This window comes from Neisseria sp. Ec49-e6-T10, from assembly GCF_051132615.1.
In the GTDB taxonomy this organism is placed as follows: domain Bacteria; phylum Pseudomonadota; class Gammaproteobacteria; order Burkholderiales; family Neisseriaceae.
Window position 1 is genome coordinate 2,346,050 of record NZ_CP152375.1, and the last position, 22,967, is coordinate 2,369,016.

The window sequence follows — 22,967 nt, forward strand, 5'->3', positions numbered from 1 at the left end:
ATGAAGATAAATTTTCCTAAAATACGGTTTTTAAGTTATGCCATTGCTTCTTTGTTAGCAGGCGTCGTCAGCACAAATGTTGTCGCTGAAGAAAATAAGGAAGAATGTTTTGGTGAAGACAAGAAAAAACATTGCCTTAACGAAAAAAACAATGAGGTTGTGACCAGTGACTCAGTATTACAAGATCAACCTAATATTAATGAACGCATTTTGTTGAGTGATACCACTACAGTGTCTTCAACAATTGTGCAACCTGAAGAGATGCCTGTTCAGAGTACAGTAAATAGTGAACATTCTTTATTTAAAGTGAAACCCAGTTCAGATGAAGTGCATCAAAGAATCATTGAATCTGATATGCAAAATAGTGTGGCTCAAGCAGGTATAGGTAAAACCACGATCTCTTTACCAAATAAAGGGTTGATTTGGGTGACAGAAGACGTTAATGCGGGACAACCCACTTTATCTGTTTCTGCACCTTCTTATACTGCTTTTTCTGGTGGAAAGATCACCGATTCGGTACGCTTTTTTATCCGTTCAAATTATTCAGCATTTGTTGATCGATATGAACTATCACTTTATCGGGCAACAGATGTTGATTTAGTTGAACCTTTAACCATATTGCCTATACAAGTAGGGGGAATTTCTTCTTATACTTGGAATGGGCAGTTGCCTGCTCAGTATAATTTTCGTACAGGTGATAAATTAATTTATGTTTTAAGAGCATATAATCAAGAGGGTAACTTTGATGAAACATCTCCTGGTGTTTTAGAGCTTGTTACCCCAGAAGATGCAGAACGAGGTACATCTGCCCTTAAAGACACAATATCAAAAGATCGAGGTGTCTCTTTAAGTGTAGATGAAGCAATTGCTCAAAGTTTATTGAATAATGTTGTTGATTCAAATAACTTAACCAAACAAAATATTCCTATTTATGGTTCTAAAATACGTATTCAAGGCAGTAATATCCCTAAAGGCAGTGTTTTAATTAATCAAGAATCTTACCCTGTTGATCAAGATAGAAAGTTTTCTTCAGAATTTTTGTTGCCAGTGGGACAGCATAGTTTTGATATTACTGTTGAAAATGAAGGCAATAAACGTATTGAACGTAAACTAGACATAGATATTTCTGGTAATTCATTCTTTATGGTAGCCATTGCAGATATTACCGCATATCAACATAAAGCCAGTGGTTCAGGTCAGTCAATTGCCTTGGGTGATAAAGATAAAGACATCCTGACAGATGCCCGTTTGGCTTTTTATATGAAAAGCAAACTACACGGTAAATATGTATTTACTGCTCAGGCTGATACAACTGAACGTTATATTGGCGACTTGTTTTCAGGTTTTACCCGAGCAGATCCGAAAGACCTTTTTAGAACATTAGACCCTGATTTATATTATCCAACATATGGTGATGATTCAACAGTGTATCGTGATGTGGATACTCAAGGGCGTTTTTACTTTAGGGTCGATTGGGGTAAAAATCAGGCGTTATGGGGAAACTATAATACAGGTATCGGTGGTACAGAATATGCTCGTTATACCCGTTCACTTTATGGTGGCGCATTAAACTGGTATTCAGATAAAAATAATAAATGGGGGGATCCTAGTACTGAAATACGAGCTTTTGGTTCTGAGGCACAAAGCGCACCAGGACATACCGAATTTTTAGGTACAGGTGGTAGTCTTTATTATTTAAAACACGCCAATATCTTGTCTGGTTCTGATAAGGCTCAATTAGAGGTACGGGATAAACGTACAGGTCGAGTTGAAGTGCTGGTTCCTATGGTTCGTGGAGTAGACTATGAAATAGACAGCATTCAAGGTCGTCTGACTTTGACCAGACCATTGGCTCAATTGGTTAGAGAAAACACGCCAAGTATTACCCGTGATGAACCGTTGGATGGTTATGAACAAAGATTGGTTGTTGATTATGAATGGGTACCATCAGGCTTTGAAGCTGATTCAGTTACTGCTGGTATACGTGCCAAACAATGGATTGGTGATCATGTTGCTGTTGGTGCAACATATGTCGATGAAAACCAAGCAGGTAAAGACTATACCATTAAAGGCGCTGATATTACCTTAAAGGCGGGTAATGGTACATACTTAAAAGCCGAATACACCAAAACCGAAGCTTCTAGTGTGCCTATTTTTTATTCAGATAATGGTGGTTTTAGCTTCACACAATTAAACCCAAGCTTAAATGATAGAGAGGGTGAGGCCAAAGCAGTTGAAGGCAGAATCAATTTCAAAGAACTCGGTTGGATAAAACAAGATATTAGTGCGGGCGCATGGTGGCGTAAAGTCGATTCTGGTTATTCAACCAGCAGCAATGATTTAGGTGCTGATATTGTTGAGTACGGTGTAGAAACCACTGCACGGCTTGATAATAATGTGAATATTTATGCGCGTCATAGTAAAGCTGAACGAGGTAAAAACAGTTATACCCAAACACAATTAACCAGTGAATGGCGTATTAATGATGATGCGACTTTAAGTGGAGAAGTCCGTCATATTGAAACAAAATCAGAAACCAAAGATGCAAAAGGAACATTGGGTGCCATTCGTTATGGACATCGTGTCACCGAGTCACTTGAACTATATGGTATCGGTCAATTGACTTTAGACGATGATAATGGCGCTTATGATAAAAATGATGCTTTAACACTTGGTGGTAAGTATTTATATGGTGATTTATCCTCAATTGGGGTAGAGGGAACCACAGGTTCACGTGGTCATTCTACACAAGTGTATGCTGAACATCGTTTAAATCCAGATCACACTATTTATGGTAATTATACTTTATCACAAAGTAGTTCTGATTATGATTCAGTATTTAATTCTAATCGAACACATGGCTGGACTATAGGCCAACGTTGGCGTTTAACTGATCGATTAAATATGTTTAATGAAAGCCAAGCGCTAAAAGGAGACGGTTCCAGTCAATCCAATACAATTGGAATGGATTATTTGTTGGGAGAAGGATGGACAAGTGGGTTTACTGTACAAGAGGGTAAATTGACAAATGCTTCAGGTGGTAGAGTTGATCGTGTTGCAACCAGTGTCAATATAGGCCGTATTTCCCAATCCATTGACTGGAACAGTAAATTAGAGTGGCGTAAAGATACTGGCGCAGAGCACCGTAGACAATGGGTATTAACCAATCGTGCTGCTATCAAATTAAATGAAAGTCTAAGGTTATCTGCCCGTTTTAATTACTCAGATACCTATGATTATTTATCCAGCTTAAATGGGGCGAAATATATTGAAAGTGGCTTAGGTTTTGCTTGGCGTCCATGGAATAATAATCGTTGGGCTGCTTTTGGGCGTTATACCTATTTGTATGATCTTTCTACATCAGGTCAAGATAATGGTACAGATTATGACCAAAGAACGCAGATAGTGTCTTTTGAAGGTGTTTACAAACATGATGCAAAATGGGAGTTCGCAGCTAAATTAGCGCGAAGAGAAGGAGAGGTTCGTTTTGGTCGTGGAGAAGGCCAGTGGTTTGATTCTGCCACAACATTTGCAGCGGGTCAGGTGCGTTATGATTTGATCAGAAAATGGCATGCTTTAGGTGAATATAGATGGCTGGATGTTAAAAACGGCGGTACCAAACAAGGTTGGTTAGTTGGTATAGATCGTGATATTACAGAGAATTTCCGTATTGGCGTAGGTTATAACTTTACTGATTTTAGTGATGATTTGACTAAATTTGATTATAAATATAAAGGTTTCTTTATTAACTTAGTTGGGCGTTATTAAAAGAAGAAAAATAAAAAAGCCATCATAATCAAATTATGATGGCTTTTTTAAATTAAATTTAAATCAATTGGTTATGGCTTGATTGATGAGATAAGTAATTAAATCAGAATAGTTGATGCCACTTTTTTCCCAAAGTTTAGGGTACATGCTGATATTAGTAAACCCAGGTAAGGTATTGACTTCGTTCAGGATCAGTTCATTGTCAGTAGTGAGGAAAAAATCTACTCTGGCTAAACCAGTACAACCAAGAGTTTGATAAGCCTGAATCGCGGCTTGACCGATTTTTTCTTGAATATGTTCATCAATATGGGCTGGGATAATTGTGCTAGAACGATTATCAATATATTTTGCCTCATATGAATAAAAATCAGCTTGAGAAACAACTTCACCGCATACACTGGCTTTAGGTGCTAAGGTTGAGCCAAGTACAGCACATTCGACTTCTTTGCCGTTGATTGCAGTTTCGATAATCACCTTATGATCAAAAGAAAATGCCAGTTTTATGGCAGCATCTAAAGATTGTTGATCTGTTGCTTTAGAAACACCAACTGAAGAGCCTTCATTCGCAGGTTTAATAAATAAGCAAGCACCAAGCGATTTTTCTAACTCAGTAAATTTTACCGTTTCTTTAGCATTCGTTAGGGTGACAAAAGGAGCCACTTTAATTCCCGCATCCCGTAGCAGTTTTTTGGCGATATCTTTATCCATACAAATAGCCGAGCTTAATACCTTTGAGCCAACATAAGGAATGTTCAGGATTTCAAAAAAGCCTTGTAATGTACCATCTTCTCCATGTGCACCATGGATAATTGGGAAAATTACATCAGGTGTACGAATAGGTTCTTGTGTTTGAGTATCAATAATGGTTACTTGGTTTTCTGTTGGCATAAATGCCAAAATCTTTTCTGATTGAACCAGTGATATTTTATTAGGATCGTCCGCATATGCTAAATAATGTTGTTGGTCATATAGTCGCCAAACGCCTTTGGAATCAACCCCAATTAAAGACAGGTCAAAAATTTTTGGATCGATGGCTTCAATAATATTTTTTGCAGAAAGTAAAGAAATTTGATGTTCAGACGATTTTCCACCAAATACAATCCCTACATGTGTTTTTTTCATTATTTATTCCTATATTTTAATCAAAAACTATTGTGAATTCTTGTGTGAATTATATTATAAAGGCAGTTTTTTTATACTGACCATACTTATACTTATTTACCTTTTTAAATAACAGTTGTTTGGAATGGATGGATGATAGGCATTTTTTGTTTTTAAGACAATCAATCGCTATTATTAAATGATTTAAAATTTTTGCCTTTATTATTGAAATTGGCGTTGATGTATTAGACACCAAATAAATTGATGATTTTAAGTGATGATCAAAAAATAGGATTTATATTTTGTCATAGTGCATAATGAACAAACAGTAACCTTAGTCACTATCTAGAAAAATTTAAAGAAGAAATGTAAGCAAAACGTCCAGCTTTATCATAGGGTTATCCGTTTTTAGTCAAAGTTGTTAATGGTGAAAATGAGAGTAACTATTATTTAGAAATTGGAGACACAGCTTTACGGTTTTTTCCTATAACTTATTCTGCCTCTCTATATGATGAGGGGGCAACATAAAGGTATAGAACAACTATTAGAGTAAGGTATGAGCCCTTCTGGAACATTAATGGTGCCGATAGTGAGATTTGAACTCACACGACCTTACGGTCACTGCCCCCTCAAGACAGCGTGTCTACCAATTCCACCATATCGGCTTTTTTTGTTATTGCTCAGGAATCACTGCAGGTTTCGCTGGCACGGGTTGTGGTGTCGCCGGTTGAGTCACCGCCGCAGGTTTCTCTCCATCTTGTAATCCAAGCATATTCTTACCAGAATGAGCGGCAATATAGCCTAATATCAAACAGGTACTGAAAAATGCAATAGCGGCAACAGCAGTACCACGGCTAAGAAAGTTTGCCGAACCAGATGCACCAAAAACCCCTTGCGCACTACCTGAACCAAAGGCTGCTCCAGCATCTGCACCTTTACCATGTTGCATTAAAATTAATACAATCAGAACAATCGCAGAAAGAATGTTGATAATCCAAAATAGGGTTTTTAATGCTTCCATTTATTTGTTTATAACCTTAATAATTTGAGTAAAGCTGTCGAGGTTAAGCGAAGCTCCGCCAACCAAAACACCATCTACCTTGGGGGTGGCAAAAATTGTCGCCGCATTTTCGACATTTACACTACCACCATAAAGGACTCGGATATTAGCAGTGTTTGCTCCTTTTGACAAGAGATGGCTATAAATATGTTGGTGCATGGCTTCTATTTGTTCAAGCGTGGCAACTTTGCCTGTGCCAATGGCCCATACAGGCTCATAGGCAACAATAATAGGTTGATCATAGCCAATAGTATCCAATACATCTAACTGGGCACTGACAACTGAATATGCCTTGTTTGCTTCACGTTGTTGTAGGTCTTCACCAACGCAAAATATGGCAGTTAACCCATTATTATGTGCATTAGTGAGTTTTTTTGCCAATATATCATTGCTTTCTTTGAAGTATTGTCGTCTTTCTGAGTGGCCAATTAAGGTGAAGCTGATGCCACAGTCTTTTAATATCGCTGCGGATACTTCGCCCGTATAAGCGCCATCTTCTGCAAAGGCACTAATGTCTTGTGCACCTGTTAAAAGAGTTGTGTTTTTTAAACTGCTGACGCTTTGATGAAGATAAGGGTAGGGTGGTGCAATGCCAACTTGCATATTTTGTTCAATGTTTAAATGAGCCAAACCGTCTAATAATATTTGATTTTGCTCCTGTCGACCATTCATTTTCCAGTTGCCCAGAATCCATTTTTGTTTGAGCATCATTTCCCCTTAAATTATTTTAATTCTATAATCCAATCATTATATTGGATTATTGATAAAAAACAATCAGGCTGATGTTTAAACAAGCCTGATTGTTTGTTGAATCTTTTAATTAAGTTCAATTAAAAGATTATTCATTCTTTTGACGAATGTTGCAGGGTCATCCAATTTACCGCCTTCAGCAAGCAATGCTTGATCAAATAACAGCCATGTTAAATCAGCTTGTTTTTCTGTGGATTGCTCTGATTCTAAACGTTTAATCAATACATGATTTGGGTTGATTTCTAAGGTAGGTTTGTTTTCAGGAATTTGATTTGCTGCACCTGCCGCTTCCAGCATGCGTGCTAAATGAGCACTCATATCATGTTCCCCCACCACTAAACAAGCAGGGCTTTGTGTCAAACGTGTACTGGCGCGCACATTTTCTACTTTATCGCCTAAGATGTTTTTAATGGTTTGTAGCACATCCTTGGCTTCTTCTTGCGCCTGTTCTTGCGCTTTTTTATCTTCTTCTGTATCCAGTTGACCAAGATCCAAATCACCTTTGGCTACATTGACCAGTTTTTTGTCATCAAATTGAGGTAATGAACCAACAACCCATTCATCAATACGGTCAGTCAGCAGTAATACTTCAATGTCTTTTTGTAAGAATACTTCAAGGTGAGGGCTATTTTTTGCTGCAGCATATGAGTCTGCAGTAATATAATAAATCTTATCCTGCCCTTCTTTCATTCTAGACACATAGTCTGCAAATGAAACAGAGTATTCTTCGTTTTGATTAAATGTGCTGTTAAAGCGTAATAGTTTGGCAATACGTTCTTGATTGGCAAAATCTTCGCCGACACCTTCTTTAAATACTTGCCCAAAGGTTTGCCAGAAAATTTTATAGTCTTCTGGTTTGTTGCTTGCTAAATCTTCCAATAAACTCAATACTTTTTTGACGCATCCTGAGCGGATTAAGTCTAAATCTTTACTCTCTTGGAGAATTTCACGCGAAACGTTTAAAGGCAAGTCATTACTGTCAATGACGCCGCGAATAAATCGTAAGTATTGTGGCATGAGTTTTTGGGTGTCTTCCATAATGAAGACACGGCGAACATAAAGTTTGACACCACTTTTGCGTTCTCTTTCGTATAAATCAAATGGTGCATGCTTAGGAATATACAATAATTCAGTATAATCTTGTTTGCCTTCTACTTTTGCATGTGTCCAAGCTAAGGCCTCTCTAAAATCGTGAGAGGTGTGTTTATAAAATTCTTGATATTGCTCATCGGTAATATCGTTTTTACTTCGTGCCCATAAAGCTTGTGCTTGATTGACAATTTCTAATTCATCGCTTGGTTTAACATTACCTTCATCATCATATTCAGGGGCTTTTTTCATGTAAATTGGCACACTGATATGGTCAGAATAGGTTGTGACAATACGACGAAGTGTCCAGTCAGATAAAAAGTCTTGTTCATCTTCTTTTAAGTGCAAGATCACTTTGGTGCCTCTGCTCTCTTTGGTGATGGTTTCAATAGAGAAATCGCCATCTCCTTTACTTTGCCAGCGTACAGCTTTGTCTGCATCTATGCCTGCACGGCGACTTTCAACCGTAACTTCATCTGCCACAATAAAGGAAGAGTAAAAACCTACACCAAATTGCCCAATTAAATGAGCATCTTTTTGAGCGTCGCCAGTGAGTTGTTCAAAAAAGGCTTTGGTGCCTGATTTTGCAATTGTACCTAAGTGTTCGATCGCTTCTTCTTCGTTCATACCAATACCATTGTCTTCAATGGTGATGGTTTTTTGTTCAGCATTGGTGGTGACTGTGATTTTAAGCTCACCGTCATTTTCCAGTAATTCAGGTTTATTTAATGCTTCAAAACGTAGTTTGTCTTCTGCATCCGCAGCATTACTGATCAGTTCTCGCAAAAATATTTCTTTATTAGAATATAAAGAATGAATCATTAATTGTAACAGTTGTTTGACTTCAGTTTGAAATCCTAGGGTTTTTTTCATGCATTAAATCCTTCTAAATTCTTTTAAAGATAGTTCGTCTGAATGACTTATAAAATAAGGGGTGTTTTGTTTATTTCAAGTATGATCAAGAAAAAAATATGAATATATTGGTCGGTATTCAGACATAAAAATAGCCTTTTATCATACAAGGCTATTTAAAAATATAAAATGAGAAATTATTTGGCTACAGGAGGGGTTGCTGGTGCTGGAGCAGCACTTTTAATTGGAGAAGGTTCTGCGCCTGATTTTTCTTTTAATATAGTCGCAAGATATCTTAAATAAGCAGCACTATTGCGATCAATGGTGACATTATTTAATAATCCTTTTATCTGATTAGCAACCATTTCCCTTATTTGTGAATCTGCTTCTTTTTCACTTTCCACTTTAATTAATAATGGACCTTGAATTGTGTCAGAAACCAAGTAAGCTGGTTGATCTTTTTTGACACGAAGTGAAACCAAAGCTTTTCTTGTTTCTTCAGGCAGAGCTTGCATTTTATCTAGGGTTAAATCGGTTGTTTCTTTGTCCCAAGTAATACCTTCAACCGTTTCACCTTTTGTCAATTTGGCGTCTGCATCTTGCGCGGCTTTTAAAGCCAGTTTTTTTGCTTCTTCCAGTTTAAACACGGCTTCTACTTTAGGTTTGATTTCAGCTAAGGTAAAAGTTTTTGCTTGTTGTGTTTCTTTTGCTCTCATCACAAACACGGTGTTGGCATCTACAGTAATCAACCCAGAATTTTTACCATTTAAAACATTGTCTGTAAAAATGGCATTAACAGCAGCTTCTGGGAAATTTAAGGTAGTTAATTGTTCTTTTGTCATCCATTCAGGAATAGATTGAACAGTTAAGCCTAGTTCTTTAGCAGCAGTTGTCAGTTCTGTATTGTGTTTACTGGTTAATTCCACCAGTTTCTTTTGCTTGTCCGCAAAGCTAGCTTGTGCTTTTTGAAGTTTTAATTCGGGCTCAATTTGTGCTTTAACCTCTTGAACCGTTTTTTTTCCTTCCTTGATATTCATTACTTTCAGAATATGATAACCAAAGGGTGTTTCAACTAAATGAGTGCTGACTTCACCTTTTTTCATAGAAAAGGCTGCATCTTCAAACGCTTTGACCATTGTGCCATCTTGTGCAAAATAACCTAAGTCCCCACCATTGGCTGCAGATGGGTCTTTTGAGTATTTTTTTGCCAAAGCAGCAAAATCGTTTGGATTGGCTTTGACTTCAGCAAGTACTTTTTCGGCTTCTTTTTTAACTTTTTCTTTTTCTGTTTCATCTGCTCCTGCAGGAACAGTCAATAAAATATGTGAAACCTGTCTTTCAGGACGGTTGAATCTTGCCTGATTGGCATCGAAAAAGGCTTTGATTTCAGCATCTGTGATGGTTTCTTTAGCAGCTAATTCAGGAATGGATAAAGTTAATACATCCATTTTTATGGCTGCTTTTTGGGCAAAGTCTTCTTTGCGGGTGTCGTAAAATTTTTGTAGGTCTTTGTCGTTAACGACAACTTTATCAATATAGCGTTCTGGGTTAAATAGGGTGGTACGAACCACTTTAACGGCGGTTTGTATTTTGGTTAATTGTTCAATTTGTTGTTCTGTACTAAATTGTCCCATTTGTAAAATGGTGAACATATCCATTAAATAAGCTTGTTCCGTCATTTCTTTAAGACGTGCTTGAACAAACAATCTTTCTGTAATATTGCGTGATTTTAAAAATTCATCGTATTTTTTCTGGCTAAATGTGCCATTTTCTTGGAAAGCTTGAATAGCAATAATTTCTTCTTTTAGTTTTTTTGTCAGTTCATCTTGAGAAACCACAAACCCCATTCTTTTTGCAGCTTCAATGAGATATTTTTGTCTGAGAAGCTGTATATAAACGGCTTCATTCATTTGATCTGATTGTTCAAGTTGTTGTGCTTCGATTATATTTTTGATTTCTTCAGTTGATACAGAACTGTCACCAACGGCAGTAATATAGCTACCTTCTGGGCCACCCATATCTGAAAACTGATAACCAACGCCACCAACAAAAGTAAGTGCAATGAGGCCTAAGATAATCTTGGCGGGTGTTTGAAATTTTTCTACGGCATGGAACATGGTATTGTCTTTGTGTTAATTAAGTTAAAACAGCTATTTTAGCAAGCAAATAAACAAAAAGGTGAACTAAATTCAGTTCACCTTATAGAATACACCTTAGGCACTCAATTATAGAGCGTCTTTAAGTGCTTTACCTGCACGGAATTTAGGTGTTTTTGCTGCAGGGATTTTAATCGCTGCGCCAGTTTTAGGATTGCGACCGTTACGTTCAGCACGTTCACCAACATAGAATGTACCAAACCCAACTAAAGTGACATTGTCACCTTTTTTTAGGCTTTCAGTAACTGCTTTGATCATACCATCTAGGGCTTTACCAGCAGCAGCTTTTGAAATATCAGCATTTTGTGCAATTGCTTCAATTAATTCAGACTTGTTCACTTAAGTCCCCTTTCTCTAAGGTTATTTTAGGCTTGTAACAAAAATTAAATAAATTTTGTGATTAATACTTAAATCTTCTCACGTGATACAGGTTGCTTTATAGCAAGGCTAAAATCAGTGTGTCAAGCGGCGATATGCATAAAATCAAATTTATTTATGTAAAATTCGCTTTTCATCATAAAAAGTATCACTAATTTAGTGTTTTGGTGTACTTGCTAGTTTACTTCTGGTCACTTTTTTAGGCTCCGGAATAATATTAATTTGGGCCGTTGGCAGCTTTTCTAAACTCAGTGAAAACACCTCATCTATCCATTTGACAGGATGAATGGTCAGCTTGTTTTTAATATTATCGGGAATCTCTTCTAAGTCCTTTACATTGTCTTTCGGAATCAGAACATGTTTAATACCGCCACGTTGTGCCGCCAGTAGTTTCTCTTTCAGCCCACCAATGGGTAAAACTTCTCCACGTAACGTTACTTCGCCTGTCATGGCGACATTAGCATGTACTGGTATATTGGTTAAAGCAGAAACAATGGCAACGGTCATGCCAATACCTGCACTTGGGCCATCTTTAGGTGTTGCGCCTTCTGGTACATGGACATGAATGTCTTGTTTTTCATAAAAATCGGCAGTAAGTCCAAGCGATTCTGCCCGATAACGCACAACACTTAAAGCCGCAGTAATGGATTCTTGCATCACTTCGCCTAATTGACCTGTGCGAATAATTTGCCCTTTGCCTTTTAAGGCAACAGCTTCAATGGTCAGTAATTCTCCCCCCACTTCTGTCCAAGCAAGTCCTGTTACCTGTCCCACACGGTTTTCTGATTGTGCCACACCAAAATCAAAACGACGCACACCTAAGAAATCAACTAGGTTATTTGTGGTTATTTCAGTTGTTGTGGCTGTTTTTGCTTTTCTGCCTCTTGTGGGTGCTATGGGGGTGGCTAAACTGTCTTTAGTGATGACTTTGCGGAAAATTTTGGCTATTTCTCTATCTAAAGAGCGCACTCCTGCCTCACGAGTATAGTAACGAACAATATCTCGAATCGCATCTTCATGTATGTGTGCTTCATCTTCTTGTACACCATTGACTTTTTTCTGTTTAGGGACAAGGTAGTTGCTGGCTATATTGATTTTTTCGTCTTCCACATAGCCAGATAGACGAATGATTTCCATTCTGTCCATTAAAGCAGGGGGAATATTCAAAGAGTTGGCCGTGGCAATAAACATCACATCGGACAAGTCATATTCAACTTCAGCATAATGGTCAACAAATGAATGATTCTGTTCTGGATCAAGAACCTCTAATAATGCACTGGCAGGGTCTCCACGAAAATCCTGAGCCATTTTATCGATTTCGTCCAATAAGAATAGCGGGTTTTTAACGCCAACTTTGGTCATATTTTGCAAAATTTTCCCTGGCATAGAACCGATATAGGTACGTCTATGTCCTCTGATTTCGCTTTCATCACGTACACCACCTAGAGCCATACGTACATAGTTACGACCTGTTGCCTTGGCAATTGATTCTCCTAAAGAGGTTTTACCCACACCAGGAGGGCCTACTAAACACAAGATAGGGCCTTTAATTTTATCTACTCGTTTTTGTACTGCTAAATACTCTAAAATGCGTTCTTTTACTTTTTCAAGGCCATAATGATCCTGATTTAAAATGTCTTCTGCTTTTTTGATGTCTTTATTGACTTTTGTTCTTTTTTTCCAAGGAAGATTTAACAATGTGTCAATATAGGTTCTGACAACAGTTGCTTCTGCTGACATGGGGGACATCATTTTTAGTTTTTTCAGTTCACTTAATGCTTTTTCTTTGGCTTCTTTGCTAAAGCCAACTGAATTGATTTGTTTTTCCAGTTCATCCAGCTCATTGGCGTCTTCATCATCTCCAAGTTCTTTTTGAATGGCTTTTATTTGTTCGTTTAGATAGTAGTCACGTTGACTTTTTTCCATCTGTCTTTTGACTCGGCCACGAATACGTTTTTCTACCTGTAAAATATCGATTTCTGCTTCTATTTGTTCAATTAAATAGTTTAGACGGTCTTTGGTATCCAATAGTGCGAGTACTTCTTGGCGCTGATCCAGTTTTAATTGTAAATGTGCCGCAATGGTGTCAATTAATCGACCATTTTCTTCAATGGTGATGATATTGTTGATTACTTCTACTGGAATTTTTTTATTGATTTTAACCAATTGTTCAAATTGGTTAATCAATGCACGGCGCATTGCTTCAATATCTTTATCTATGCCGTCAACTTCAACTTCTTCTATTTGTTCAAATGTTGACTCAAAGAATTTGCCGTTATCGGTTAAATTGGTGCGTTTGGCACGATATTGACCTTCTACCAATACTTTAACTGTGCCATCAGGTAGTTTAAGCATTTGTAAAATAGTCGCTACAGTACCAATTTGATATAAATCGTCAGGGCTGGGTTCTTCTTGATTTGGATTTTTTTGTGCCAATAAAAATACTGGGCTATCATTATCCATAGCTTGTTCTAATGCCGCAATAGAGTAGTCTCTACCAACAAATAATGGTAGTACCATATGCGGAAAGACCACGACATCTCGTAGTGGCAAAACAGGCAATGCTTCTAGAATTGGTGTGTTTTGTTCGGACATTTTTAACCTCAGTGTTAATTTTCTATCTAAGTGGAGCCAAGTTAAGTTAATTTCAAGTTCACTTTTATTTTCTTTATGATTTATTTACGACAGAAGGCCGTTTTTAAAGTGGAAACGGATAAAGAAAATTATGTCAACAGTAAGGCTTGCATTAAACGCATACCTTGCTCCCATGAGCCAATATTTGATTGGGCATTAATATGGCCAATATTGCCCGCATTATAAAAACGTGTATTAATTTTGTTGGCTAAATCTTGAGCACAACTAAGAGAGCACAGAGTGTCATTGTTGCTACCAACAATGAGCATGGGGAAGTTAATGGTAATGGGGTAAAAATGTTCAGGCAACGGCATCTTTAATGTGGGCGCCGCAACTAAAGACGAGCAAATTTGTTTTTGATCCAACAAGGAAGCTTGTTTTGCCCACTCTAATAAAGCGATGCCGCCAAAACCATGAGTCACAATGAATACTTTGGTTTCTATTTTTGTTATTGTCTGGGAAATAGAAGCAATCGCCTCAGAAATAGGCTTGTGTGCTGAACAAATGATTTCTTGAGATAAAGGATAGTTTCGTTGCCAAAAGCGTAACCAATGTCCTTTAGTAGGTTCATCTTCATCCATAATAGCCAGCAAAGTCATCTCTTCAAGATCAAGCATTTTTAGGCGTAGTCCACAATTAAAGGGGCATGATCAGAAAAGCGTTCATCTTTATATACATGGGCGCTTTGTGCTTTTTTTGCCATTTGGGGCGAGACTATTTGATAATCTATTCTCCAGCCTACATCTTTTGCATAGGCTTGACCACGATAGCTCCACCAAGTATAACCAGGCTCTTCTGGATAGAGTGTACGCCAAATATCGACCCAACCAATTTCTTCTAGTACGTGGCTGAGCCACGCTCTTTCTTCTGGCAAAAAACCAGAGTTTTTTTGATTGGCTTTCCAGTTTTTTAGATCAATATTTTGATGGGCAATATTCCAATCGCCACAAATGACAATGTTTTTAGGCTCATTAATCATTTGTTTTAAAACAGGCAAAAGCGCATCTAAAGCACGATATTTAGCCTCTTGTCTTTCTTCTGAACTACTGCCAGAAGGTAAGTACCAAGATAAAACGGCAGTATCTTTGAAGTCAATACGAATAAAACGACCTTCAGCATCAAACTCTGGGATACCTAAACCATTTTGAACATTAATGGGTTTTTCTTTACTGTAAATGGCTACGCCACTATAGCCTTTTTTCTGAGCGCACTCAAATACGCCATGGTAGCCATGGGGTGAAAGAATGTTTTCGTGTAAATCACATAAGTGTGCTTTGACTTCTTGTAAACAAACAACGTCAGCATTGCTTTTTGATAGGTAATCAAAGAATCCTTTTTGAGCAGCCGCTCGGATTCCATTTACATTGGCGCTAATGATTCGCAACTCAATTCCTCCTAAATCATATGAAAGTGTGGTTGTTTTTTAACTATTATGAATTTATTGCCAAAATATAACATAAATTGAATTGAGCTTATGTGATTTTTATTGATTAAGTAGATAGCCAGTTGAATTATATTTGTGTATTGATTACTGTTGTTTGAAACGCTTTAATATTTGATACATATTTAGTGAAATTTATTGTTAAATGGTCACGTTAACCATTTTAACTTATTAAGAGAACACGGTACAATAATGGTCAATTTTTATTTTAGTAAAGAATATTTTATATGAAAGCCCGTCAGTTTTTTATTCGTACTTTAAAAGAGGCGCCAGCAGAAGCTGAGCTACCAAGTCATAAGTTGATGTTACGCGCTGGTTTAATTAAACGAGAAGCCTCAGGTTTATATTCTTGGATGCCATTGGGTATACGTAGTTTACGCAAAGTTGAGCAAATTGTTCGAGAAGAAATGAATAAAGCGGGTTCAGTTGAATTATTAATGCCAGCCGTACAACCTGCTGAGCTATGGCAGGAATCTGGCCGTTGGGAGCAATATGGCAAAGAATTGTTGCGTTTTAAGGATAGACATGACCGTGATTTTTGCTTAGGGCCAACTCATGAAGAGGTTGTGACGGATATTGTTCGTAAAGAAGTGTCCAGCTATAAACAGCTTCCTGTTAATTTATACCAAATTCAAACTAAGTTTCGCGATGAAATTCGCCCTCGTTTTGGGGTAATGCGTTCGCGAGAATTTATTATGAAAGATGCTTATTCATTTCATACAGATTTAGATTCTTTACAAGTAACTTATCAAGAAATGTATGACGCATACTGCCGTATTTTCGATCGCTTAGGGCTTAAGTACCGTCCAGTAGCGGCAGATAATGGCAGCATTGGTGGCTCAGGTTCTCATGAGTTTCAAGTATTGGCTGAAAGTGGTGAAGATATTATTGCTTTTTGTCCTGATTCAGATTATGCGGCGAATCTTGAAAAAGCCAGCGCGTTTGTTGAGCCATTTGATCGATCTTCAGCAAATGAACAGTTAACTAAAGTTCACACTCCTGGTGTAAAAACGATTGATGCATTGGTTCAGTTTTTAAATGTACCTGTTGAAAAAACAGTAAAAGCAATTGTACTTGAAGCTGAAGAAGGATCTTGCCCCATATTGTTACTGCTTCGAGGGGATCATCAGCTCAATGAAGTAAAAGCAGAGAAGTTATCAGGAGTGAAAGTACCCTTAACTTTTGCTTCTGCTGATGCCATTAAGGAGCATTTTGGTGCGAATCCAGGTTCTTTAGGTGCAGTAGGATTTAGAGGTAAGGTGTACGCCGATTTGGCAACCCAAAATCTAACCGATATGGTGGTCGGTGCAAATGAAGATGACTACCATTATACTGGGTTTAATTATGGTTGTGATGCGCCAGAGCCAGAGTTTGTAGATATTCGCAATGTGGTTGATGGAGATTTAAGCCCTTGTGGTAAAGGTGTCTTAAAATTGGTTAGGGGTATTGAGGTTGGTCATGTGTTTCAATTAAAAGACAAATACTCCCAAGCGATGAATGCTGTATTTTTGGATCAAAATGGCAAAAGCCAAGTGATGCAAATGGGGTGCTATGGTATAGGGATTACTCGAATCGTTGCTGCCGCTATAGAACAGAATTTTGATGAGTCAGGTATTATTTTTACCAATAGTATGGCCCCTTTTACTGTAGTGATTGTGCCCATGAATTACTATAAAAGCGACTCTGTTCGAGAGGCAGCAAATAAACTGTATCAGCAATTGCTTGATTTAGGGGTAGATGTTTTATTGGATGATAGGGATGAGCGGGCAGGTGTATTACTTGCAGACTCTGAACTATTGGGTATCCCTCATCGAGTAGTGATTGGGGATAGAGGTCTACAAGTCAATGAAGTAGAATATCAACTAAGAGCAGGTAAAGTGTTGGAAAAAGTTGCGGTAGATAAAATAGTGCCTAAGATTATTGATCAATTAAAATAGTGATTATTGGTTAAGTAAAAAGCATTGGCTTAAAAGCCAATGCTTTTTATGTTGAGATTGATTAAGGGCGTTCTTTATATTGTGGATAATCGTCACAAATATCAAACCATGCCGCTTTATGGGTTGTAAAAATATGGCTTTTGTTCTTTGGCTCAATTGGAGAGTCCAATGTGCCAATTCTTAGGCGATAATGGTTTTTATCATTATCTCTGCTGCTGTATAAAGGGGAGCCACATTGTCTACAAAAGTACCGATTAACGCCAACTGAAGAAGAAAAAGACTTTAATTGGTCTTGCCCAGAGATCAGTTTGAACTGATCGGTTTGAATCACTGCGGCTGAATTAAATGCTGACCCTGTTGCTTTTTGACAGTTGTGGCAATGACAAAAAACAATTTGCTCAATTGCTTGGTTTAATTGATATACAATTGCACCACATAAGCAGCTACCTTTTAACATAAAATACTCCTGAAAGTTTTTATTGATATAGTGCTTGATCCAAATCTTCTAAAATATCTTCAATTGCTTCTATACCTATAGATAAGCGAATCATTTCTGGGCGAACTCCCGCTTTGAGTTGCTCTTCTTCACTCATTTGACGGTGGGTTGTAGAAGCTGGATGGCAAGCAAGTGATTTTGCATCCCCAATATTGACCAGACGTTTAAAGATTTTAAGCGCATCATAAAAACGAATACCTGCTTCATAACCATCTTTTAAACCAAAAGATAAGATAGCAGATGGTGTACCAGACATATATTTTTTGGCAAGATGATGTTGAGGATGGTCTTTTAAACCTGCGTAGTTGACCCAAGCAACTTTTTTATGTTGTTTTAGATAATGGGCAACTTTCAATGCATTTTCTACATGGCGCTCCATTCTGAGTGCCAGTGTTTCCAAACCTTGTAATAATAAAAACGCATTCATAGGTGACAGAGCAGAACCTGTATTACGCAATGGCACTGTTCTTGCTCGAGCAATAAAGGCGGCTGGGCCAAATGATTCTGTATACACCACTCCATGATAGGCTTCTTCAGGTTTATTAAACATTGCAAAACGTTCTTTATGCTCTATCCATGGAAATTTACCTGAATCAACAATCACACCGCCTAAGGAGTTTCCATGTCCACCTACATATTTGGTAATGGAATGGACAACAATATCTGCACCATATTGGATGGGTTTACATAAAATAGGTGAGGCAACTGTATTATCAACCATTAAAGGAATACCGTGTTGATGTGCTACTTGGGCAAAACCTTCCAAGTCAGCGATATTACCAGAAGGATTGGTGATACTTTCGCAATACACAGCTTTGGTTTTATGGTCAATTAGTTTGGCAATCGCTTCGGGGCTATCATTTTCTGCAAAGCGTACCTTTACACCAAAACTGGGTAGCATATGGGCAAATAGAGTATAGGTACCGCCATATAATTGAGGGGTTGAAACAATATTGTCTCCTGCTTGAGCTAGGGTTTGGATGGCATAGTTTATTGCGGCACTGCCAGATGAAACTGCTAAGGCAGCAATACCACCTTCTAGTGCGGCTAAGCGTTGTTCAAGTATGTCATTGGTTGGGTTCATTATTCGTGTATAGATGTTGCCAGGGACAGCTAAATTAAATAAATCTGCACCATGCTGGGCATTATCAAATTCATAGGCAACTGTTTGATAAATAGGCACTGCAATTGATTTAGTGACTGGATCCGATTGAAATGCATGATGTAAGGCAATGGTGGCGTCTTTCATGAATAATCCTTTTTATAGATAAATTAATAAATTTCTGGTTTAATATTAATTTATTTTTGGTCTTAACAGTAAATTACATATTTTTAATAGGCTGTTTAAAGGGTTTTATGTAAAATAAATCCTTTTGCAGGAAAACTGCGTAAATAATGGTGTTGATTCACTTATTTTTACCAATCAAAGCTATAATATACACTTAAATAATTGAGGATGTCTTTACAGTGATAAAGTTTAATAGAATAAACCATTTGTTCATTCGTTCCTATATTGGTATGGGACTTGTGCTTTTTAGTGGGTTCAGTATTGCACAGGCTGCGCCAATAGCCCCAGAAATTGCCGCTAAAGCGTATTTAATTGAAGATGTGCAAAGTGGGCAGATTTTGTCTTTTAGAGATATGGATCAACAAATTGAGCCAGCATCTTTAACAAAACTGATGACGGCTTATTTGACCTTTGCTGCTTTAAAAGAAGGACATTTGACACTAGAGCAAAAACTGACGGTTTCTGAAAAAGGTTGGGCAGCAGAAGGATCGCGTATGTTCTTAGATCCTAAAACCCCAGCTACTGTGGAAGATATCGTCAAAGGCATGATAGTTCAATCTGGTAATGATGCTTGTATTACTTTGGCTGAGGCTATTTCTGGCAGTGAAGAAGCATTTGTGATGAAAATGAATGATCAAGCTAAACGTTTGGGCATGTTACATACAAATTTTACCAATAGTTCTGGGTTACCTGACCCCAAGCTATATACCACTTTGGCAGATTTGGCTATTTTATCCAAAGCCATTATGAGAGATTTCCCTGAGTATTACCCAATTTATAGTATTAAGTCATTTACGTACAATAATATTACCCAACCTAATCGAAACTTATTGTTGTTTAGAGACCCAAGTGTCGATGGTTTAAAAACAGGACATACTGAAAGTGCGGGTTATAATTTAATTGCCTCAAGTAAGCGTAATGGGCGTAGGGTCTTGTCCATCGTTGTAGGCACTAAAAATGCCATTGAGCGGGCGAATGAAAGCAGTAAATTACTCAATTGGGCGTTGCAATTTTATGAAACACCCAAACTTTATTCTGCCAATCAGGTTATTTCAAAAGTAACTGTTTATAAAGGTAAAAAAAATGAGTTGCCAATAGGGTTTACTGATGATGTCTATGCCACAGTGCCAAAGGGCGCTTCTAAGGAGATTTCCCCTGTTTTGGAAACGTATCAGCCTGCATTAGCGCCTATACAAAAAGGGCAAAAAGTAGGTGTTTTAAAAGTGAGCTACCAAGGTAAACTATTGTATGAACGTCCTGTTGTTGCTTTAGAGGCAGTGGAAGAAGCGGGAATATTTGGTCGTATATGGGACAGTATTATCTTATGGTTTAAATCATTTTAATCATAGATTATTGAGATGCTATTTTAGAAGACTATTATGGAACAAAAAGAAAGCTTATTGGTATTTCCTTGTCGCTTCCCCTTAAAAGTGATGGGAGAAAGTCATCCTGAGTTTAGTGAGCGCCTGTTATACGCGGTGCAGGAGCATGCACCGCAAACAGTTGCTGAAGATGTCACGCTTAAATTAAGCAGTAAAGGTAATTTTGTCAGTGCGACCATTACCATTACTGCTCAAAGTAAAGAGCAATTAGATAACGTTTATTTAACCCTAACAAGCCACCCATTGGTAAAGGTTGTGTTTTAATGAAAGTGAAAAAATTAGGGTTAAGTGACTATCAACCTGTATTTAAGGCTATGGAAGATTTTACATTAAATCGACATCAGCATACAGAAGATGAACTGTGGATTGTTCAACATCCAGCTGTTTTTACCCAAGGGTTAGCAGGAAAACCAGAGCATATTTTAGTGAATAGTGATATCCCAGTGGTGCAAATTGATCGAGGGGGGCAGGTGACTTATCATGGCCCGGGTCAGCTGGTTGTATACACGTTAATTGATTTTAAGCGTCGCAAAATAAGTGTACGTGATTTGGTTAGAACATTAGAAAACAGTATTATTGCCACATTAGCTGAATATGGTATTACTGCCCATGGCGACGTAAAAGCACCAGGTGTTTATGTAGAAGATAAAAAAATAGCTTCTTTAGGGTTACGTATCCGAAATGGTGCGGTGTATCATGGTTTAAGTTTAAATGTGAATATGGATTTGACACCTTTTTCTTATATTAACCCTTGTGGTTATGCTGGGCTAGAGGTAGTACAAATAAAGGATTTAGCGCACAATCCTCCTTCTGTGGATGAAGTGGCAGAAATTTTAGTAAAACATTTGCAGCAGCTGTTAAATTAATCAAGTATTGTTGATCAACTTACATTTAAATTTTAGGCTAAATTGGCCAACTGCTTGCGAAAAAAAGTAAATCCTGTTAGGATTCATCCCTTCTTTGAGTCATCGTCCTCAACCTTGTGCTAGTCACACACAAATGATTCCTATTCATAAAAAATCTTATTGTGCTTGTTTTGTTGGTTTGGTTGTCGCCGATGTTGATTAATTAAGCCATTAGGCTTTAGGCAAAACCAAGTCTTACTAAATTTAGAATCAGTATAGATGATCATCTATTTTTTTCTATTGGTTTTTTGTGTTTTTTGAAAAGATACTGTTTTGCTGTATTTTTAGGAATATTATGACCGTTTCATTTGCAGATTTAAATTTAAGTGCACCATTAATTCAAGCTTTAGAAAAAGCAGATTATCAAACACCAACAGATGTTCAAATTCAAGCAATTCCTGCTGCCTTAAAGGGTGAAGATTTACTGGTTTCTGCTCAAACAGGCAGTGGTAAAACAGCAGGTTTTCTATTACCTTCATTAGAAAAATTATTAAAACGTAGTGAACAACCAGGTAAGGGACCGCGTGTATTGGTGCTAACGCCAACACGTGAATTAGCCCAACAAGTAGAAAAAAATGCGCAAGTTTATGGTGAAAATATGCGTTGGTTACGCACAGTTTCTTTAGTCGGTGGTACATCATTTGGTCATCAAACCAGAATGCTCAATAAGCCAATTGATATTATTGTCGCTACTCCTGGTCGGTTAATGGATCATATGAGACAAGGCCGAATTGATTTTAGTCGTCTGGAAGTTTTGATTCTGGATGAGGCTGATCGTATGCTGGATATGGGGTTTATTGAAGATATTGAAACAATTGTTGCCGCTGTCCCTAAAGAGCGCCAAACCTTATTGTTTTCTGCTACATTAGATGGCGTTGTGGGTAAATTGGCCATGCGTTTGACAAATAACCCAACCCGCATTGAAATTGAGCGTAAAGAAGACGGTGCTAAAATTGAGGAACAATTGTTGTATTGTGATGATTTTCGCCATAAGGATCGTTTACTGGATCATATTTTGCGTGACGCAAATATTGACCAATGTGTTATTTTTACTGCCACTAAATCTTATAGTGAAGAATTATCTGATCGACTATATGAAAAAGGTTATGCGTCAGCCTGTTTACATGGTGATATGCCACAAAATTGGCGTAATCGTACTTTAAACGATTTACGTGTTGGTCGAATTAAAATATTAGTGGCAACAGATGTTGCTGCGCGCGGTATTGATGTGCCAACTATTACTCATGTAATCAATTATGATTTACCCAAACAGCCAGAAGATTATGTGCATCGTATTGGTCGCACTGGGCGAGCAGGACGCAGTGGTATTGCCATAACTTTTGCAGAAGTAAAAGAATATATTAAAGTTCAAAAAATTGAGCGCTATTTAAACCGTAAACTACCTGAAGCTGTGATTGAAGGTATGGAACCGACTCGTCGCCGTCCTAAGCCAGAATTTAAAGACAAACGCAGAAGCAATGGCGGTGGCTATAAAGGTAAAGGTTCTTCTGCTGGGCAAGGTAGAAGTGGGCAACCTCAAGGCTATTCAACAGAAAGGCGTTCTGGTTCAGCTAATCGAAAAGGTACATCTAACGCTGCAGGAAGTAGTCGCCCATCTTTTAGTGGTGATAAAAGACGCAGTAGCGGTAAACCATCCACTCAGAGAAGAGCAGCATCTGCTTAATTTTTGAGAAAAAATCAAAACCACCAAAAAATATATTTGGTGGTTT

General features: G+C 37.7%; 17 protein-coding genes and 1 tRNA gene. 6 read left to right on the plus strand and 12 right to left on the minus strand.

Annotated elements, in window-relative coordinates; all coding sequences use genetic code 11:
- Window positions 1-3,768 (plus strand): hypothetical protein, encoded by a 3,768-nt coding sequence (locus AADH04_RS11705; RefSeq protein ID WP_434777458.1) that lies wholly within the window; start codon window positions 1-3, stop codon window positions 3,766-3,768.
- A gap of 63 nt (window positions 3,769-3,831) precedes the next feature.
- Here the strand turns inward: AADH04_RS11705 and ddlA are convergent, their stop codons facing one another.
- The 10 genes from ddlA to AADH04_RS11755 form a co-directional block, all read right to left on the minus strand.
- Window positions 3,832-4,890 carry a D-alanine--D-alanine ligase gene (gene ddlA / locus AADH04_RS11710; RefSeq protein WP_434777459.1) on the minus strand — a complete coding sequence of 353 codons (1,059 nt, stop codon included), beginning with the start codon at window positions 4,888-4,890 and terminating at the stop codon, window positions 3,832-3,834.
- Between the two features lie 557 nt (window positions 4,891-5,447).
- Window positions 5,448-5,534, minus strand: a tRNA-Leu gene (locus AADH04_RS11715).
- An 8-nt stretch (window positions 5,535-5,542) separates the two neighbouring features.
- A complete protein-coding gene (secG, locus tag AADH04_RS11720) occupies window positions 5,543-5,890 on the minus strand; it encodes a preprotein translocase subunit SecG (RefSeq protein ID WP_434777460.1) in 348 nt (115 codons plus the stop codon).
- Complete coding sequence (gene tpiA / locus AADH04_RS11725) at window positions 5,891-6,637, minus strand: triose-phosphate isomerase (RefSeq protein ID WP_434779842.1); 747 nt, start codon at window positions 6,635-6,637, stop codon at window positions 5,891-5,893. It lies immediately after the preceding gene.
- A gap of 108 nt (window positions 6,638-6,745) precedes the next feature.
- Window positions 6,746-8,641 carry a molecular chaperone HtpG gene (gene htpG, locus AADH04_RS11730; RefSeq protein ID WP_434777461.1) on the minus strand — a complete coding sequence of 632 codons (1,896 nt, stop codon included), beginning with the start codon at window positions 8,639-8,641 and terminating at the stop codon, window positions 6,746-6,748.
- Between the two features lie 176 nt (window positions 8,642-8,817).
- Window positions 8,818-10,737, minus strand: coding sequence for a peptidylprolyl isomerase (locus AADH04_RS11735; protein ID WP_434777462.1), 1,920 nt, complete (start codon window positions 10,735-10,737; stop codon window positions 8,818-8,820).
- A 108-nt stretch (window positions 10,738-10,845) separates the two neighbouring features.
- A complete protein-coding gene (locus AADH04_RS11740) occupies window positions 10,846-11,115 on the minus strand; it encodes an HU family DNA-binding protein (protein WP_434777463.1) in 270 nt (89 codons plus the stop codon).
- A gap of 195 nt (window positions 11,116-11,310) precedes the next feature.
- Complete coding sequence (gene lon, locus AADH04_RS11745; RefSeq protein ID WP_434777464.1) at window positions 11,311-13,749, minus strand: endopeptidase La; 2,439 nt, start codon at window positions 13,747-13,749, stop codon at window positions 11,311-11,313.
- Window positions 13,750-13,877: 128 nt separating this feature from the next.
- Complete coding sequence (locus AADH04_RS11750) at window positions 13,878-14,405, minus strand: RBBP9/YdeN family alpha/beta hydrolase (RefSeq protein WP_434777465.1); 528 nt, start codon at window positions 14,403-14,405, stop codon at window positions 13,878-13,880.
- Window positions 14,406-14,407: 2 nt separating this feature from the next.
- Window positions 14,408-15,172: an exodeoxyribonuclease III gene (locus AADH04_RS11755; RefSeq protein ID WP_434777466.1), complete on the minus strand. Its 765-nt coding sequence runs from the start codon at window positions 15,170-15,172 to the stop codon at window positions 14,408-14,410.
- Window positions 15,173-15,456: 284 nt separating this feature from the next.
- Between AADH04_RS11755 and AADH04_RS11760 the strand changes: the two genes are divergently transcribed.
- Entirely contained in the window at window positions 15,457-17,166 is a 1,710-nt protein-coding gene (locus tag AADH04_RS11760; RefSeq protein ID WP_434777467.1) for a proline--tRNA ligase, read from the plus strand.
- Window positions 17,167-17,227: 61 nt separating this feature from the next.
- On the opposite strand, the gene AADH04_RS11765 is transcribed toward AADH04_RS11760, so the two are convergent.
- A complete protein-coding gene (locus tag AADH04_RS11765) occupies window positions 17,228-17,623 on the minus strand; it encodes a GFA family protein (protein ID WP_434777468.1) in 396 nt (131 codons plus the stop codon).
- A 19-nt stretch (window positions 17,624-17,642) separates the two neighbouring features.
- On the minus strand, window positions 17,643-18,911 hold the full coding sequence (locus tag AADH04_RS11770; RefSeq protein WP_434777469.1) for an O-acetylhomoserine aminocarboxypropyltransferase/cysteine synthase family protein: 1,269 nt from the start codon (window positions 18,909-18,911) through the stop codon (window positions 17,643-17,645).
- Between the two features lie 269 nt (window positions 18,912-19,180).
- On the opposite strand from AADH04_RS11770, the gene AADH04_RS11775 reads away from it, so the two are divergent.
- From AADH04_RS11775 to AADH04_RS11790, 4 genes are all read left to right on the plus strand, one after another.
- A complete protein-coding gene (locus AADH04_RS11775; RefSeq protein WP_434779843.1) occupies window positions 19,181-20,293 on the plus strand; it encodes a D-alanyl-D-alanine carboxypeptidase family protein in 1,113 nt (370 codons plus the stop codon).
- A 36-nt stretch (window positions 20,294-20,329) separates the two neighbouring features.
- Window positions 20,330-20,596 (plus strand): YbeD family protein, encoded by a 267-nt coding sequence (locus tag AADH04_RS11780; RefSeq protein ID WP_434777470.1) that lies wholly within the window; start codon window positions 20,330-20,332, stop codon window positions 20,594-20,596.
- Window positions 20,596-21,198 carry a lipoyl(octanoyl) transferase LipB gene (gene lipB / locus AADH04_RS11785; RefSeq protein ID WP_434777471.1) on the plus strand — a complete coding sequence of 201 codons (603 nt, stop codon included), beginning with the start codon at window positions 20,596-20,598 and terminating at the stop codon, window positions 21,196-21,198. The genes AADH04_RS11780 and lipB overlap by 1 nt, the downstream gene beginning before the upstream one ends.
- 334 nt (window positions 21,199-21,532) lie before the next feature.
- The gene (locus AADH04_RS11790; protein WP_434777472.1) at window positions 21,533-22,921 is read left to right on the plus strand and encodes a DEAD/DEAH box helicase; all 1,389 of its coding nucleotides are present in this window, start codon (window positions 21,533-21,535) and stop codon (window positions 22,919-22,921) included.
- Window positions 22,922-22,967: the final 46 nt, after the last annotated feature.